This window comes from Streptomyces sp. NPDC048506 (assembly GCF_040651315.1).
GTDB lineage: Bacteria > Actinomycetota > Actinomycetes > Streptomycetales > Streptomycetaceae > Streptomyces.
Genome location: NZ_JBEZIX010000013.1, coordinates 155,385 through 169,370, shown reverse-complemented (window position 1 = coordinate 169,370; position 13,986 = coordinate 155,385). Strand labels below are relative to the sequence as shown.

The following is a 13,986-nucleotide window of genomic DNA, read 5'->3' as shown; positions in this document are numbered from 1 at the left end:
GCCCGAGCGGACCGGACACGACTCCGTAACGATCGCCGGGGCGCCCGGGGCGTCGGGGTACCGGCCCGGCGGCCCGGCGCCGCCGGGGTCCGAACCCCGGACGCGCGTACGGACGCGGCGGCCCGGCGGTTACCGTAAGGGCACCATGAGCGCATCGCAGATCCCGCCTGCCACCGCCGTACCGGGCGATGACGTACCGACCCTCCTCGTGAAGATCTTCGGGAAGGACCGGCCCGGCATCACCGCCGGTCTCTTCGACACCCTGGCCGCCTACTCCGTCGATGTCGTGGACATCGAGCAGGTGGTGACCCGGGGGCGCATCACACTGTGCGCGCTGGTCACCGCCCCCGCCCCCACCCTCGGCACCGTCGGCTCCACCGAGGGCGACCTGCGGGCCACCGTGCACAGCTGGGCCGAGTCGCTGAACCTCCAGGCGGAGATCATCTCCGGCCGGGGCGACAACCGTCCGCGCGGCGTGGGACGTTCGCACGTCACCGTTCTGGGGCATCCGCTCACCGCGGAGTCCACCGCCGCCATCGCCGCCGCCATAACGGCCACCGGCGGCAATATCGACCGTATTTTCCGGCTCGCCAAGTATCCGGTGACCGCTGTGGAATTCGCGGTCTCCGGCGCGGCCACCGAGGCGCTGCGCACCGCGCTGGCCCTGGAGGCCGCACAGCTGGGGGTGGACGTCGCCGTGGTGGCCGCCGGGCTTCAGCGCCGGGCCCAGCGGCTGGTCGTGATGGACGTGGACTCCACGCTGATCCAGGACGAGGTCATCGAGCTGTTCGCGGCGCACGCCGGCTGCGAGGCCGAGGTGGCCGAGGTGACCGCCGCCGCGATGCGCGGGGAGCTGGACTTCGAGCAGTCGCTGCACGCCCGGGTCGAGCTGCTCGCCGGGCTGGACGCGTCGGTGGTGGAGGCCGTGCGCAAGGAGGTGCGGCTCACGCCGGGGGCCCGCACCCTGGTGCGGACCCTCAAGCGGCTCGGCTATCAAGTCGGCGTCGTATCGGGCGGTTTCACGCAGGTCACCGATGCGCTCCAGGAGGAGCTGGGGCTGGACTTCGCCAGCGCCAACACCCTGGAGATCGTCGACGGCAAGCTCACCGGCAGGGTCACCGGCGGCATCGTGGACCGGGCGGGCAAGGCCCGGCTGCTGCGGGAGTTCGCGCACGAGGCCGGGGTGCCGCTCGACCAGACCGTGGCGATCGGCGACGGGGCCAACGACCTCGACATGCTCAACACGGCCGGTCTCGGGGTGGCCTTCAACGCCAAGCCGGTGGTCCGGGAGGCGGCGCACACCGCGGTGAACGTGCCGTTCCTGGACACCGTCCTGTATCTGCTGGGCGTCACCCGGGAAGAGGTCGAGGCGGCGGACACCCACGCCGGGTGAAGCGGGCCCGCCCGGGTCACCGGGACGGGCGCGGGACACCCGCAACGCGACCATGACGACGATGTGGAAGGGCCCCGGCGGTGTGCCGGGGCCCTTCCGCATCACGGTCCGCGGCCGACCGGGCTCGCCGTGCTGCCCGGCGGCGGGTGCCCGGCTCAGTCCTGCGGCGTCCAGTACGCGACCAGCCGTCCGACGCCGTGCTCGACGGACTTCCAGGAACCGTTGAAGGTGAGCACCGCCAGCGCCGCGGTCGGGAAGCCGCTGCGGTTCATCCGCGGCAGCAGATCGCCGTCGGCCTCGCCCGAGAGCGCGTCGGCGAGGGCGTGCACACCGGGGTTGTGGCCGACCAGCATCAGATCGGCCACCTCGTCCGAGGTCTCGTTCAGCAGCGCGATGAGCTCACCGAGGGAGGCTTCGTAGATCCGCTCGTCGTAGACGGTCCTGGGCCGCTGGGGGAGCTCGTGGACGGCGAGCTTCCAGGTCTCCCGGGTGCGGGCGGATGTCGAGCACAGGGTCAGATCGGGGATGATCCCGGCCCCGGCCAGCCGGCGGCCGGCGACGGGGGCATCCTTGCGGCCACGCTCGGCGAGCGGACGTTCATGATCGCTGGTCTCCGTCCATTCGGCCTTGGCATGGCGGAGGAGGACAATCCGGCGGGGTGTATCGGCGCTCATGCGTCCCAGCTTCGCACGAAAGACGGCTCGTGGCGCGGGGTGTTGAGGCGCTCCCCCGGCAGGGTGACAGCGCACGCGGGCGCCCCTCAGCCGCCCTTCAAACACCCTTCAGGCACCGATCCGGACGATCCGGGCGAGGATCTCCAGCAGCGCCGCCAGGCCCCGCGGGGCCTCCGCCGCGCTCACCGGGGCGGCGCTCGCCACCAGCGCCAGCAGGGCTATGAAGGAGACCACCGGCAGGGCCGGCGCCCACCACGGCAGCCGGGCGCGCAGTCCCCGGGCCCTGACTGTCGGTGATCGGCTGAACGCGGCGGACATGCGGATCGCCTCCGTGGCGCAATCGACGGACCGCGCGACCGCGGCCCGCGGCGCGCCACCGCGTATCCGCGGTATACGTCGACGCTACGGATCACCGGCGGCCGTTCCCACCCGGGAAGCCACCCACTCACCCCTGATACCGGCCCCCTAGGGGACGGTGATGCCCCCACCCCTCCCCCGCGGGGTCCCGGGCCGCCGCCCGGTCATGGGGCGGCGATACTCGCCACGATCGCGACGACGACGGTCACGCCGAGCATCAGGCCCAGCACGAGGAGCAGCTTCTTCTGGCTGCCCTGGGGATTCGGTTCGAGCACTGGCATGCGCCCAGTGTCGCACTCAGGTCTCGTCCTCGATCCGGCGGTCCCGCCCGGCCAGCACGCCCACCGCGATCTGCGGCACCATCAGCCCCGCCATCAGGGCGATCGGCAGCCCCCAGCCGCCGCTGTGCTGGTAGAGCGCGCCGACCAGCAGCGGCCCGGGGATGGAGATCAGATAGCCGACGCTCTGCACGAAGGCGGACAGCTTGACGACCCCGGCGGAGCTGGTGGAGCGCATTCCGATCATGGTGAGGGCCAGCGGGAAGGCACAGTTGGACACGCCCATCAGCAGCGCCCAGACCCAGGCGCCGGCGGCCGGTGCCAGCGAGAGCCCGGCGTAGCCGGCCAGACCGCACAGGCCCAGCAGCGCCGCGAGCGGACCCTGATGCCGCATCCGGGACGCCAGCCGCGGCAGCACGAAGGAGAGCGGGACGCCCATCGCCATGGTGACGGCGAGCAGCACGCCCGCGGTGCCGGCCGAGACCCCGGCGTCGCGGAAGATCTGCGGCATCCAGCCCATGGTGATGTACGCGGCGGTCGCCTGGAGACCGAAGAAGACGGCCAGCGCCCAGGCGGTGGACGACGAGGCGATCCGTACGGGGGCCGGCGCGGGGCGCGCGGCGTCGCCGGCTGCCGACCCCGGGGCGGCCGCGCGCCCCCGCACCACCGCGAGCCAGGGCAGTACGGCGACCGCGGCGAGCGCCGCCCAGACCGCCAGGCCGGTGCGCCAACTGCCGCCCATCGCCTGGGTCATGGGCACGGTGAGCGCCGCGGCCAGCGAGGTGCCCAGGGCCAGCGCCATCGAGTACAGCCCGGTCATCGGGCCGACCCGGTCGGGGAACCAGCTCTTGATCACGACCGGCATCAGCACGTTGCTGACCGCGATCCCGGCCAGGGCGAGCGCGCTGGTGACCAGGAATCCGGCGGTTCCGCCGGCGTACGGCCGCACCGCGACGCCCACGGCGATCGCGACCATGCCCGCGCAGACCACCACTCCCGGCCCCCTGCGCCGGGCGAGCCGGGGTGCCGCGACGCCGAAGACCGCGAAGCACAGCGGTGGCACGGAGGTCAGCAGCCCGGCGAGGGTGCCGCTCATGCCGAGCCCGTCGCGGACCTCCTCCAGGAGCGCGCCGAGGCTGGTGATGGCCGGGCGGAGGTTGAGCGCCGCCAGGACGAGACCGACCATCACGATCCGCGGCAGCCAGCGGCCGGCCGGCCCGCGGTCCAAGTCGGCGGCCGGCCGCTCCCGGTCGGGTGCCGTCGGTGCGCCGGAGGTCGTAGGGGGCTCGGTCACGGGGCCGAGGGTCGCGAGGTCGTCGTCTGCCATGTGCGCCATCATAGAATCATGGGATGAATGCCTGTCCAGTCGATTGCGGAGCCCTGCCATGCCTCTGACCTCGCCCCGCCGGTCCGCGCTGGCCGACCAGGTGATCGCGCAGCTGCGCGCCCAGATCACCTCCGGTGAGTGGCCGGTGGGATCCCGCATCCCGACCGAGCCGGAGCTGGTCGAGCAGCTCGGGGTGGCCCGCAACACCGTCCGCGAGGCGGTCCGTGCGCTGGCGCACAACGGGCTGCTGGACATCCGGCAGGGTTCGGGCACGTACGTGGTGGCGACCAGCGAGCTGGCCGGGGTGATGAACCGCCGGTTCGCGGCCGCCGAGCCCGGACACGTCGCCGAGCTGCGCAGCGCCCTGGAGGCGGCCGCCGCCCGGCTCGCCGCCCGCCGCCGGACCGCCCAGGACATGCGGCAGCTCGACGCGCTGCTGGAGCGGCGCGAGGCGGCCTGGGAGTCCCGTGTGGCCGAGGACTTCGTACAGGCCGATGCCGCCCTGCACATGGCGATCGTGTCGGCCTCGCACAACGAGGTGCTGGCCGAGCTCTACGCCGACCTCGGCGGGGTGCTGCGCGACTTCCTGCGGGCCGACGTCGGCGAGGAGCTGCGGCCCGAGGCGCACATGGACCACGCCCGGCTGGTGGAGGCGATCCGCGCCGGTGACGCCGACCGGGCCGCCGCCGAGGCGAGCGCGCACCCCTTCGGCTGCCGGCCCGGCCCCGCCGAGCGCGGCTGATCCGCGCCGCACCGCCCCCGGACACACGTACTGCCCGCCCCGGAGACCGGGACGGGCAGTACGGGAGAGCTCCGGGCGTCAGGCGCCCATCATGTGCACGCCGCCGTCGACGTGCACGATCTCACCGGTCGTGCGCGGGAAGAAGTCGGAGAGCATGCCGACGACACCGCGGCCGGCCGGCTCCGGGTCGGCCAGGTCCCAGCCGATCGGGGCGCGGTGGTTCCACACGTCCGCCAGCTCCTCGAAGCCGGGGATGGACTTGGCGGCCATCGACTTGATCGGGCCGGCCGAGACCAGGTTGCAGCGGATGCCCTTGGGGCCCAGGTCGCGCGCCAGGTAGCGGTTGGTGCCCTCCAGCGCCGCCTTGGCCACGCCCATCCAGTCGTACTTGGGCCAGGCGATCTGCGCGTCGAAGGTGAGGCCGACGATCGCGCCGCCGTGCTCCATCAGCGGCAGGCAGGACATGGCCAGCGCCTTGTAGGAGTACGCCGAGACCTGCACCGCGGTGCTCACGTCCTCCCAGGTCGCCTCCAGGAAGTTGAAGGCGCCCTGCGGGCCGAAGGCGATGGAGTGCACGATGCCGTCGAGGCGGGCGTCCTCGCCCTGGTGCTCACGGATCTTGTCGGCCAGCCCGTCCAGGTGCTCCTGGTTGGTGACGTCCAGCTCGATGACCGGGGCGGGCTTGGGCAGCCGCTTGGCGATCCGCTCGACGAGGGAGAGCCGGCCGAAGCCGGTGAGGATGACCTCGGCGCCCTCGTTCTGGGCCACCTTGGCCGCCTGGAACGCGATCGACGACTCGGTCAGGACACCCGTGACCAGGATGCGCTTGCCTGCGAGGATTCCACTCATGCTGATCAGTGACCCATGCCCAATCCGCCGTCTACGGGAATGACGGCTCCGGTGATGTACGCGGCCTCGTCGGAGGCCAGGAAGCGGACCGAGGAGGCGATCTCCTCGGGCTGCGCGTACCGCGCGAGCGGCACCTGCTTGACGATGTTTTCGCGCTGCTCATCGCTGAGCACCCGGGTCATGTCGGTGTCGACGAAGCCCGGCGCGACGACGTTGACGGTGATGTTGCGGCTGCCCAGCTCGCGGGCGAGCGAGCGGGCGAAGCCCACCAGACCGGCCTTGGAGGCGGCGTAGTTCGCCTGCCCCGGGGCGCCCATCAGGCCGACCACCGACGAGATCAGCACGATGCGGCCCTTGCGGGCCCGCAGCATCGCGCGGTTGGCGCGCTTGACCACCCGGAAGGTGCCGGTGAGGTTGGTCTCCAGGACCGAGGTGAAGTCCTCCTCGGACATCCGCATCAGCAGCTGGTCACGGGTGACGCCGGCGTTCGCCACCAGCACCTCGACCGGACCCTGCTTCTCCTCGATCTCCTTGTACGCCTGCTCGACCTGCTCGCTGTCCGTGATGTCGCACTTCACGGCCAAGAACCCCGCGGGCGGCTCGCCCGAGCGGTAGGTGATGGCGACCTTGTCGCCTGCCTCGGCGAAGGCACGGGCGATGGCGAGACCAATGCCGCGGTTACCTCCGGTGACCAGAACCGAGCGGCTCAAGAGATCACCCTTTCCGTTTTCCGTCCGTCCTGCATTCGGTACGAAACTATCGGTCACGGGGCCCTTCCGTGGAATCGAGCACGGACAGGCGCGCGCGCCCGTCACTGTCGGGTCTCCACAGAACCACGCCGACGCGCCGTGCCACGGCCCGGCGTGCTCTGGGCCATGGGCGCGCCACAGGGCATGATGCAGGCGCCGACTACGGGAGGACGCTTTGGCCGCTGTACCCCATGCCCTTGACGAAACGTTCCTGGCGTTGCCGCTGCGCGCGCTGGCCGATGCCGCGCTGGCCCGCGCCCGCGCGCTGGGCGCCGACCACGCGGACTTCCGCCTGGAGCGGAACCGCAGCGCGTCCTGGCGACTGCGGGACGCCCGTACGGCCGGGACCTCGGACACCACCGACCTCGGGTACGCGGTGCGGGTGGTGCACGGCGGGGCCTGGGGCTTCGCCTCCGGCGTGGACCTGACGATGGACGCGGCGGCGCGGGTGGCCGCGCAGGCGGTGGCGATGGCGAAGCTGTCGGCGAAGGTCGTCCAGGCGGCCGGCGTCGACGTCGCGGCGCGCGGCGCTGCGGGCGAAGGGCCGCGCCGGGCGACGGGCGGGCGGGTGGAGCTGGCGGACGAGCCCGCGCACCCGGACCGCACCTGGGTCTCCTCGTACGAGATCAACCCCTTCGACGTACCGGACGCCGACAAGACCGGGCTGCTCGCCGAGTGGAGCGCACGGCTGCTGGCCGCCGACGGCGTGGCCCATGCGGACGCCTCGCTGCTGACCGTCCAGGAGAACAAGTTCTACGCCGACACCGCGGGCACCAGCACCACCCAGCAGCGCATCCGCCTGTACCCGCAGCTGACCGCGGTCGCGGTGGACCCGGCGAGCGGCGACTTCGACTCGATGCGTACCCTCGCCCCGCCGGTGGGGCGAGGCTGGGAGTACCTGACCGGCGCGCACTACGACTGGGACGAGGAGCTGGCGCGGATCCCTGCGCACCTCGCCGAGAAGATGCGCGCGCCCAGCGTCGAGGCCGGCGCGTACGACCTGGTGGTGGACCCCTCCAACCTGTGGCTGACCATCCACGAGTCGATCGGCCACGCGACCGAGCTGGACCGGGCGCTGGGCTACGAGGCGGCGTACGCCGGGACCTCGTTCGCCACCTTCGACCAGCTCGGGAAGCTGACCTACGGCTCCCCGATCATGAACGTGACCGGCGACCGGACCGCCGAGCACGGCCTCGCCACCATCGGCTACGACGACGAGGGCGTGGCCGCGCAGTCCTGGGACCTGATCAAGGACGGGACCCTGGTCGGCTACCAACTCGACCGCAGGATCGCCAGGCTGACCGGCTTCGCCCGCTCCAACGGGTGCGCGTTCGCGGACTCACCGGCCCATGTGCCGGTCCAGCGGATGGCGAACGTGTCGCTACAGCCGGCGCCGGACGGCCCGTCCACCGAGGAGCTGATCTCCGGGGTGGAGCGCGGCATCTACGTCGTCGGCGACCGCTCGTGGTCGATCGACATGCAGCGGTACAACTTCCAGTTCACCGGCCAGCGGTTCTTCCGGATCGAGAACGGGCGGCTGGCCGGGCAGGTGCGCGACGTCGCGTACCAGGCGACCACCACCGACTTCTGGGGCTCGATGCGCGCGGTCGGCGGGCCGCAGACCTACGTCCTGGGCGGCGCCTTCAACTGCGGCAAGGCCCAGCCGGGCCAGGTCGCGGCGGTCTCGCACGGCTGCCCGTCGGCCCTGTTCGAGAACGTCAACATTCTGAACACGACGCAGGAGGCCGGTCGATGAGCACGCCGACGTCCCGTACCACCGCGCCGCACGAGATCGTCGAGCGGGCCCTGGAGCTCTCCCGTGCCGACGGCTGCGTGGTCATCGCCGACGAGCACTCCAGCGCCAACCTGCGCTGGGCGGGCAACGCGCTCACCACCAACGGCGTGACCCGCGGGCGCACCCTGACGGTCGTGGCGACGGTGGACGGCGCGCAGGGCACCGCCTCCGGCGTGGTCTCGCGCGCCGCGGTGACCGCGGACGACCTGGAGCCGCTGGTGCGGGCCGCGGAGGCGGCCGCCCGGGACGCCGGGCCCGCCGAGGACGCCCAGCCGCTGGTCGGCGGCGAGAAGGCGTCCGCCGACTTCACCGACGCGCCGGCCGAGACCTCCCCGGACGTCTTCGCGGCGTTCGCGCCGGCCCTCGGCGAGTCCTTCCGGCAGGCCCGCGCCGGCGGCCGGGAGCTGTACGGCTTCGCCCACCACGAGGTGGTCTCGTCGTATCTGGGCACCTCGACCGGGCTGCGGCTGCGGCACGACCAGCCCACCGGGACGCTGGAGCTGAACGCCAAGTCCCCGGGTGCCGACGGGGGCGTGCCCCGCTCGGCCTGGGCCGGACGCGCCACCCGCGACTTCACGGACGTCGATCCGCGCGAGCTCGACGTCGAGCTGGGCCGCCGGCTGGGCTGGGCCGAGCGGCGGGTCGAGCTGCCCGCCGGGCGGTACGAGACGCTGCTGCCGCCGACCGCCGTCGCCGACCTGCTGATCTACCAGCTGTGGTCCTCCGCGGCCCGGGACGCGGTGGAGGGCCGTACGGTCTTCTCCCGGCCGGCCGAGAACGACGGGGCCGCGGCGGACCGGCCCGGGGCGGGCACCCGACTGGGCGAACGGCTCAGCGAGCTGCCGCTGACGCTGCGCAGCGACCCGGGGGCGCCCGGCCTGGAGTGCGCACCGTTCGTGCTGGCGCACTCCTCCGGCGACGATGCGTCGGTCTTCGACAACGGGCTGCCGCTGACCGCGACCGACTGGGTGCGCGAGGGCGTGCTCAACCGGCTGGTGACCACCCGGCACACCGCCGGGCTGACCGGCCTCCCGGTGGCGCCCGCCATCGACAACCTCCTTCTGGAGGGCGGTGGTTCGCGCTCCCTGGAGGAGATGGTGTCCTCCGCCGGGCACGACGGGCCGACGCTGCTGCTGACCTGTCTGTGGTACATCCGCGAGGTCGACCCGGCGACGCTGCTGCTGACCGGGCTGACCCGGGACGGCGTCTACCTGGTCGAGAACGGCGAGGTGGTCGGTGAGGTCAACAACTTCCGGTTCAACGAGTCGCCGGTGGACCTGCTGTCCCGGGCCGTGGAGGCGGGCCGTACCGAGCGGACCCTGCCGCGGGAGTGGAGCGACTACTTCACCCGGGCGGCGATGCCGGCGCTGCGGATCCCGGACTTCAACATGAGCTCGGTGAGCCGCGGGGTGTAGCGGGATGTAGGGGTGCGGCGGGAGCAGGGGGTGCGGCGGGATGTAGGGGTGCGGCGGGATGTAGGGGTGCGGCGGGATGTAGGGGGTGTAGGGGCCGGACGGGCCGCTCCCGCCCCGGTGACGGACCCCACGCGCGCAAACCCGCGTGTGGGGTCCGCCGCAATGGCAATAGACTTTTGCCCTGTCCCTACTGGGACGCCTGTCCTCCCTCACGGGAAAACCCGATCGATCAGGAACGCCATGACACGCCTCGGCGAATCCGTCGCCCGCGCCAGCACGCTGCTCTCCGCTGACCTCTCCTCGGACGCCACCGTCCAGGAGCTGCTGGAGGAGACCGGCGCGCGGCGCTATCTCGACCTGACGGACCTGCCCGCCAAGGAGCAGGCCGAGCTGATCGCGTCCCGTACGGTCGAGGTGCTGCCGGGTGTGGAGCAGCTGGCCGAGCGGATCGAGGAGCGCCGGGCGGCCGGCACGGGGCTGCACATCAAGCTGGGCATCGACCCGACGGCGACCGATGTGCACCTGGGGCATGCGGTCCCGCTGATCGTGCTGAGCCGGTTCCAGCGGCTGGGCCACGACGTCACGCTGATCATCGGTGACTTCACCGCCAAGATCGGCGACCCGTCCGGCCGTACCGCCGAGCGTCCGCCGCTGACCGACGAGGACATCGCGCACAACCTCGCCACCTACCGCGAACAGGTCCGCCCCTTCTTCGACTTCGAGAAGGTCAGCTTCCGGCAGAACAGCGAGTGGCTGGCGCCGTACACCTTCCCGGAGCTGCTCGCCCTGCTCGCCCAGGTGCCGGCCTCGCAGCTGTTGCAGCGCGAGGACTTCCGCAACCGCCTCGCGGCCGGTTCAGGCCTGACCATGACCGAGCTGCTGTACCCCATCGCGCAGGGCCTGGACTCGGTGGCGCTGGAGTGCGACGTGGAGCTGGGCGGCTCCGACCAGCTGCTCAACCTCCAGATGGGCCGCAAGCTGATGGAGCTGCGCGGGCAGCGACCGCAGCTGGTGGTGACCATGCCGCTGATCGAGGGCACGGACGGCACCGGCGCCAAGATGTCCAAGTCCAAGGGCAATTACGTCGGGCTGGGCGCGCCCGCCGACGATGTGTTCGGCAAGATCATGTCGGTGCCGGACCGGCTGATGGAGCCGTACCTGAAGGCCTGGACCGAGTGGACGGACGACGAGATCGCACTCGTCCTGGGCCGGGTCACGGACCGCTCGCTGCACCCGATGGACCTCAAGAAGATCCTCGCGGGCGAGGTCGTGGCGGCGCTGTACGGCCTGGAGGCGGCGATGGCGGCGCGGGCCGGCTTCGTCGCGCAGTTCTCCAAGAAGTCGTTCTCCGACGTGGAGTCGCTGCCGGTCGTCGAGGTCGCCGAGCACGGCGCGGAGACGGTGGCAGCGGTGCTGACCAAGGTGCTGGAGTTCGCCCCGAGCGCCTCGGCGGCGCGCCGGCTGGCCAAGCAGAACGCGCTGCGGCTGGTCGTGGAGGGCGAGGACGGCCAGCAGACCGTGGTGTTGGCGGAGGCCGACGCGATCCGGCCGCTGGCCGAGGTGCTGGCGGAGAAGGTGGCGGACGCGACCGGCGTCGCGTACCTGAAGGCCGGCCGGAAGCTGGCCCAGCTCCAGGGCCGCTGACGCGGCGGGTTCGACCGACGGCGGACTGCTGACGGCTGACGGCTGACGGCCGGTGCGCGGTGATGCGCACCGGCCGTCGGAACACCGACTGTCGGAACACCGGCTGTCGGGAATGCCCACCATCGGGAATACCGCCCGCCCCCGCCGCGTTGCGGCCCCGCAGGGGGCGCATTCGTCCCTTACGGGATCTGTTCCCACCACCCCTAGGTGCCCCTAGGTGGTCTGTTTGCGGCGGCTGCGCAGAGAGACCCAGAGCCGGTCACCGACGGCGACGACGACGATCGCGCCGGCCAGTTGCAGCAGGTGCCGGATCCAGTCGATGCCTTTGGTTTCGGCGACGCCGAGGCCGGACGCCACCCAGTTGCCGAGGACGCTGCCCAGCATGCCGAAGATGATGGTCAGCCAGAGCGGAATCTGCTGCTTTCCCGGAATGATGGCCTTCGCGATCAGGCCCAGCACCAGGCCCACGATGATGGCCCACAACCACGTCATGTCGCCTCCTCTTGCGGCGGGGTGCACGCGAGGTCGCACCTGAGGGTCGCCCCGTCAGTGTCGCTCCGCATCGACTACGCCGCATGCCGGAGGCGGGGCTACGCACACCGTCCCGGCAGACCCGGCCGGCTGGGGGCAGACCCCGGTCTCGAAGGCGGCGCAGGTGCGGCGTACCGTGGAAAGCGACCGGAAACCGGGGAGAATCCGGCACGACTGAGCAGGTGGTGGAACGTGATGCGGAAGCAGAGCAGCGCCCAGACCTTCCGGATCACGGGGGCCCGCCAGGGGCTGTCCGAGGACGTGCGGGGCCGCCAGCGGCGGTACGTGATCTCGATGGCGGTACGGACGGTGGCCGTGCTGCTGACCGTCGTGCTGTGGAACGTCGAGCGCCCGGTTGCCATTGCGACGCTGGTGCTGGGCATGGCGCTGCCGTACATCGCGGTGGTGATCGCCAACGCGGGCCGGGAGAACGTCCCTTCGCTCCCCAAGACCTTCATCGAGGGGCCGAGCAGGCCGATGCTGACGCCGGGAGCCCCGGACGCCTCGGCGGAATCCGTTCCGGAGCGGCCGGCGGCGGACTCGTCGGCACCTCGACAGGACGCCGGTTGATCACCATTCGGTCTGCAAAGCTCAAGAAAAGCTCAGATCAATCATGGAGTTCCGGTGCACCGCGCACCATCGCCCGTGACATACTGCGTACGCGCTCCGCATCCCCCGTCGGAGCGACGGACCGACGCCGGGCGGCTCCCCCCGTGGCTGCCCGGCGTCGCCATGTCCGGGGACTTCCGCAGGGCCGGGTGCCGCAACGGCAGGACGTAGGGTTGAGGCCGTGAACTCCCCTGATCTTCCCGGCTCCGCCGACGGCGCCGTCATCTGCTCCGCCAAGGGCTGCCGCGCCACCGCCGTATGGGTGCTGGCCTGGAACAATCCGAAGCTGCACACCCCGGAGCGCCGCAAGACCTGGCTGGCCTGTGAGGAGCACCGGGAGCATCTGTCGCAGTTCCTGGGCGTCCGCGGATTCCTCAAGGACGTCGTGACGTTGGAGGAGTGGGAGGCACCGGCCTCCGAGGGCTGACGTTCCCTGCCGTGCGTCCGAGGGCTGACGCTCCGGCGGTCCCGTGTGACGGCTGACGTCGCCCGCCGTCCGTCCGGGGGCTGACGTCCCTGCGGTCCCGTGCGGGGGCCGACGCCCCGGGCCGGTCAGCCGCCGATCGCGGACATCGGGCGCTCGGGCTGGAGGAAGGACGGGTCGTCCAGGCCGGAGCCCGCCTTCTTGCCCCACATCGCGAGCTTCCATATGCGCGCGATCTCTTCGTCCGGGACCCCGGAGCGCAGGGCCGTGCGCAGGTCCGTCTCCTCGGTGGCGAACAGGCAGGTACGGACCTGGCCGTCGGCGGTGAGTCGGGTGCGGTCGCAGGCGCGGCAGAACGGGCGGGTGACGGAGGCGATCACGCCGACGCGGTGCGGGCCCCCGTCGACGATCCAGCGCTCGGCGGGCGCGGAGCCGCGCTCCGCCTCGCCCTCGGGGGTGAGCGCGAAGCGGGTGCGCAGCGAGGCGAGGATGTCACCGGCGGTGATCATGCCGTCACGCTTCCAGCCGTGCTGGGCGTCGAGCGGCATCTGCTCGATGAAGCGGAGCTCGTAGTCGTGGGCGATCGCCCAGGCGAGCAGGTCGGGGGCCTCGTCGTCGTTGAGGCCCGGCATCAGGACGGCGTTGACCTTCACCGGGGTCAGGCCGGCGGCGCGAGCCGCCTCCAGGCCGCGGAGCACGTCGTCATGGCGCTTGCGGCGGGTCATGGCCTGAAAGACGTCCGGCCGCAGGGTGTCGAGGGAGACGTTGACCCGGTCCAGGCCGGCGTCGCGCAGTGCGGTGGCGGTGCGCGTCAGGCCTATGCCGTTCGTGGTCAGCGACATCCGGGGGCGCGGGTCGAGTGCGGCGACCCGCTCGACGATGCCGACCAGGCCGGGGCGGAGCAGCGGCTCGCCGCCCGTGAAGCGGACCTCGTCGATGCCGAGGTCCCGCACGGCGATGCTGATCAGCCGGACGATCTCGTCGTCCGTGAGCAGGTCGGGCTTGGCGAGCCATTGCAGGCCCTCTTCGGGCATGCAGTACGTGCACCGCAGATTGCATCGATCGGTGAGCGAAACGCGCAGGTCGGTGGCCACGCGACCATAGGTGTCGATGAGCACAGGGCCCCCTCCCCGAGTGACGGCTCGGTACGTCCGGGCACCTCTCCCGTATGGATCAGTGCGCCTTTGAGCCTACGTGAT

Annotated in this window: 15 protein-coding genes; 7 read left to right on the top strand and 8 right to left on the bottom strand. The window is 72.2% G+C overall.

Going from position 1 to position 13,986, the window contains the following annotated elements:
- Nucleotides 1-145 precede the first annotated feature (145 nt).
- The gene (serB, locus tag AB0C96_RS13425) at nucleotides 146-1,393 is read left to right on the top strand and encodes a phosphoserine phosphatase SerB (RefSeq protein WP_362916793.1); all 1,248 of its coding nucleotides are present in this window, start codon (nucleotides 146-148) and stop codon (nucleotides 1,391-1,393) included.
- Between the two features lie 155 nt (nucleotides 1,394-1,548).
- Here serB and AB0C96_RS13420 read toward each other — a convergent pair whose 3' ends face one another.
- From AB0C96_RS13420 to AB0C96_RS13405, 4 genes are all read right to left on the bottom strand, one after another.
- Complete coding sequence (locus AB0C96_RS13420; RefSeq protein ID WP_362916791.1) at nucleotides 1,549-2,067, bottom strand: histidine phosphatase family protein; 519 nt, start codon at nucleotides 2,065-2,067, stop codon at nucleotides 1,549-1,551.
- Nucleotides 2,068-2,175: 108 nt separating this feature from the next.
- The gene (locus AB0C96_RS13415; protein ID WP_362916789.1) at nucleotides 2,176-2,385 is read right to left on the bottom strand and encodes a hypothetical protein; all 210 of its coding nucleotides are present in this window, start codon (nucleotides 2,383-2,385) and stop codon (nucleotides 2,176-2,178) included.
- 203 nt (nucleotides 2,386-2,588) lie between these two features.
- Nucleotides 2,589-2,705 carry an SGM_5486 family transporter-associated protein gene (locus AB0C96_RS13410; protein WP_258017738.1) on the bottom strand — a complete coding sequence of 39 codons (117 nt, stop codon included), beginning with the start codon at nucleotides 2,703-2,705 and terminating at the stop codon, nucleotides 2,589-2,591.
- 16 nt (nucleotides 2,706-2,721) lie between these two features.
- The gene (locus tag AB0C96_RS13405) at nucleotides 2,722-4,029 is read right to left on the bottom strand and encodes an MFS transporter (RefSeq protein WP_362916787.1); all 1,308 of its coding nucleotides are present in this window, start codon (nucleotides 4,027-4,029) and stop codon (nucleotides 2,722-2,724) included.
- 58 nt (nucleotides 4,030-4,087) lie between these two features.
- On the opposite strand from AB0C96_RS13405, the gene AB0C96_RS13400 reads away from it, so the two are divergent.
- Nucleotides 4,088-4,771, top strand: a complete 684-nt coding sequence (locus AB0C96_RS13400) for an FCD domain-containing protein (protein WP_362916785.1) — start codon at nucleotides 4,088-4,090, stop codon at nucleotides 4,769-4,771.
- Nucleotides 4,772-4,849: 78 nt separating this feature from the next.
- On the opposite strand, the gene fabI is transcribed toward AB0C96_RS13400, so the two are convergent.
- A complete protein-coding gene (gene fabI, locus AB0C96_RS13395) occupies nucleotides 4,850-5,620 on the bottom strand; it encodes an enoyl-ACP reductase FabI (RefSeq protein ID WP_362916783.1) in 771 nt (256 codons plus the stop codon).
- A 5-nt stretch (nucleotides 5,621-5,625) separates the two neighbouring features.
- Nucleotides 5,626-6,330, bottom strand: coding sequence for a 3-oxoacyl-[acyl-carrier-protein] reductase (gene fabG / locus AB0C96_RS13390; protein ID WP_362916781.1), 705 nt, complete (start codon nucleotides 6,328-6,330; stop codon nucleotides 5,626-5,628).
- Between the two features lie 214 nt (nucleotides 6,331-6,544).
- On the opposite strand from fabG, the gene AB0C96_RS13385 reads away from it, so the two are divergent.
- From AB0C96_RS13385 to tyrS, 3 genes are all read left to right on the top strand, one after another.
- The gene (locus AB0C96_RS13385; RefSeq protein WP_362916780.1) at nucleotides 6,545-8,125 is read left to right on the top strand and encodes a TldD/PmbA family protein; all 1,581 of its coding nucleotides are present in this window, start codon (nucleotides 6,545-6,547) and stop codon (nucleotides 8,123-8,125) included.
- The gene (locus AB0C96_RS13380) at nucleotides 8,122-9,579 is read left to right on the top strand and encodes a metallopeptidase TldD-related protein (RefSeq protein WP_362916778.1); all 1,458 of its coding nucleotides are present in this window, start codon (nucleotides 8,122-8,124) and stop codon (nucleotides 9,577-9,579) included. Before AB0C96_RS13385 ends, AB0C96_RS13380 begins: the two co-directional genes overlap by 4 nt.
- A gap of 240 nt (nucleotides 9,580-9,819) precedes the next feature.
- Complete coding sequence (gene tyrS, locus AB0C96_RS13375; protein WP_362916776.1) at nucleotides 9,820-11,223, top strand: tyrosine--tRNA ligase; 1,404 nt, start codon at nucleotides 9,820-9,822, stop codon at nucleotides 11,221-11,223.
- Between the two features lie 213 nt (nucleotides 11,224-11,436).
- On the opposite strand, the gene AB0C96_RS13370 is transcribed toward tyrS, so the two are convergent.
- Nucleotides 11,437-11,715 (bottom strand): GlsB/YeaQ/YmgE family stress response membrane protein, encoded by a 279-nt coding sequence (locus tag AB0C96_RS13370; RefSeq protein WP_362916774.1) that lies wholly within the window; start codon nucleotides 11,713-11,715, stop codon nucleotides 11,437-11,439.
- Nucleotides 11,716-11,949: 234 nt separating this feature from the next.
- Between AB0C96_RS13370 and AB0C96_RS13365 the strand changes: the two genes are divergently transcribed.
- Entirely contained in the window at nucleotides 11,950-12,324 is a 375-nt protein-coding gene (locus AB0C96_RS13365) for a DUF3099 domain-containing protein (RefSeq protein ID WP_362916772.1), read from the top strand.
- Nucleotides 12,325-12,544: 220 nt separating this feature from the next.
- Nucleotides 12,545-12,790: a hypothetical protein gene (locus AB0C96_RS13360; protein ID WP_362916770.1), complete on the top strand. Its 246-nt coding sequence runs from the start codon at nucleotides 12,545-12,547 to the stop codon at nucleotides 12,788-12,790.
- A 125-nt stretch (nucleotides 12,791-12,915) separates the two neighbouring features.
- On the opposite strand, the gene moaA is transcribed toward AB0C96_RS13360, so the two are convergent.
- On the bottom strand, nucleotides 12,916-13,905 hold the full coding sequence (gene moaA / locus AB0C96_RS13355; protein ID WP_362916768.1) for a GTP 3',8-cyclase MoaA: 990 nt from the start codon (nucleotides 13,903-13,905) through the stop codon (nucleotides 12,916-12,918).
- Nucleotides 13,906-13,986 lie beyond the last annotated feature (81 nt).

What these genes read in the sequence shown, in the direction of transcription:
- AB0C96_RS13370 (WP_362916774.1), bottom strand. Translation starts at nt 11,715, where the DNA reads ATGACGTGGTTGTGGGCCATCATCGTGGGCCTGGTGCTGGGCCTGATC.
- AB0C96_RS13380 (WP_362916778.1), top strand. Translation starts at nt 8,122, where the DNA reads ATGAGCACGCCGACGTCCCGTACCACCGCGCCGCACGAGATCGTCGAG.
- serB (WP_362916793.1), top strand. Translation starts at nt 146, where the DNA reads ATGAGCGCATCGCAGATCCCGCCTGCCACCGCCGTACCGGGCGATGAC.
- tyrS (WP_362916776.1), top strand. Translation starts at nt 9,820, where the DNA reads ATGACACGCCTCGGCGAATCCGTCGCCCGCGCCAGCACGCTGCTCTCC.
- AB0C96_RS13410 (WP_258017738.1), bottom strand. Translation starts at nt 2,705, where the DNA reads ATGCCAGTGCTCGAACCGAATCCCCAGGGCAGCCAGAAGAAGCTGCTC.
- AB0C96_RS13420 (WP_362916791.1), bottom strand. Translation starts at nt 2,067, where the DNA reads ATGAGCGCCGATACACCCCGCCGGATTGTCCTCCTCCGCCATGCCAAG.
- AB0C96_RS13415 (WP_362916789.1), bottom strand. Translation starts at nt 2,385, where the DNA reads ATGTCCGCCGCGTTCAGCCGATCACCGACAGTCAGGGCCCGGGGACTG.
- AB0C96_RS13405 (WP_362916787.1), bottom strand. Translation starts at nt 4,029, where the DNA reads ATGGCAGACGACGACCTCGCGACCCTCGGCCCCGTGACCGAGCCCCCT.
- AB0C96_RS13400 (WP_362916785.1), top strand. Translation starts at nt 4,088, where the DNA reads ATGCCTCTGACCTCGCCCCGCCGGTCCGCGCTGGCCGACCAGGTGATC.
- fabI (WP_362916783.1), bottom strand. Translation starts at nt 5,620, where the DNA reads ATGAGTGGAATCCTCGCAGGCAAGCGCATCCTGGTCACGGGTGTCCTG.
- AB0C96_RS13365 (WP_362916772.1), top strand. Translation starts at nt 11,950, where the DNA reads ATGCGGAAGCAGAGCAGCGCCCAGACCTTCCGGATCACGGGGGCCCGC.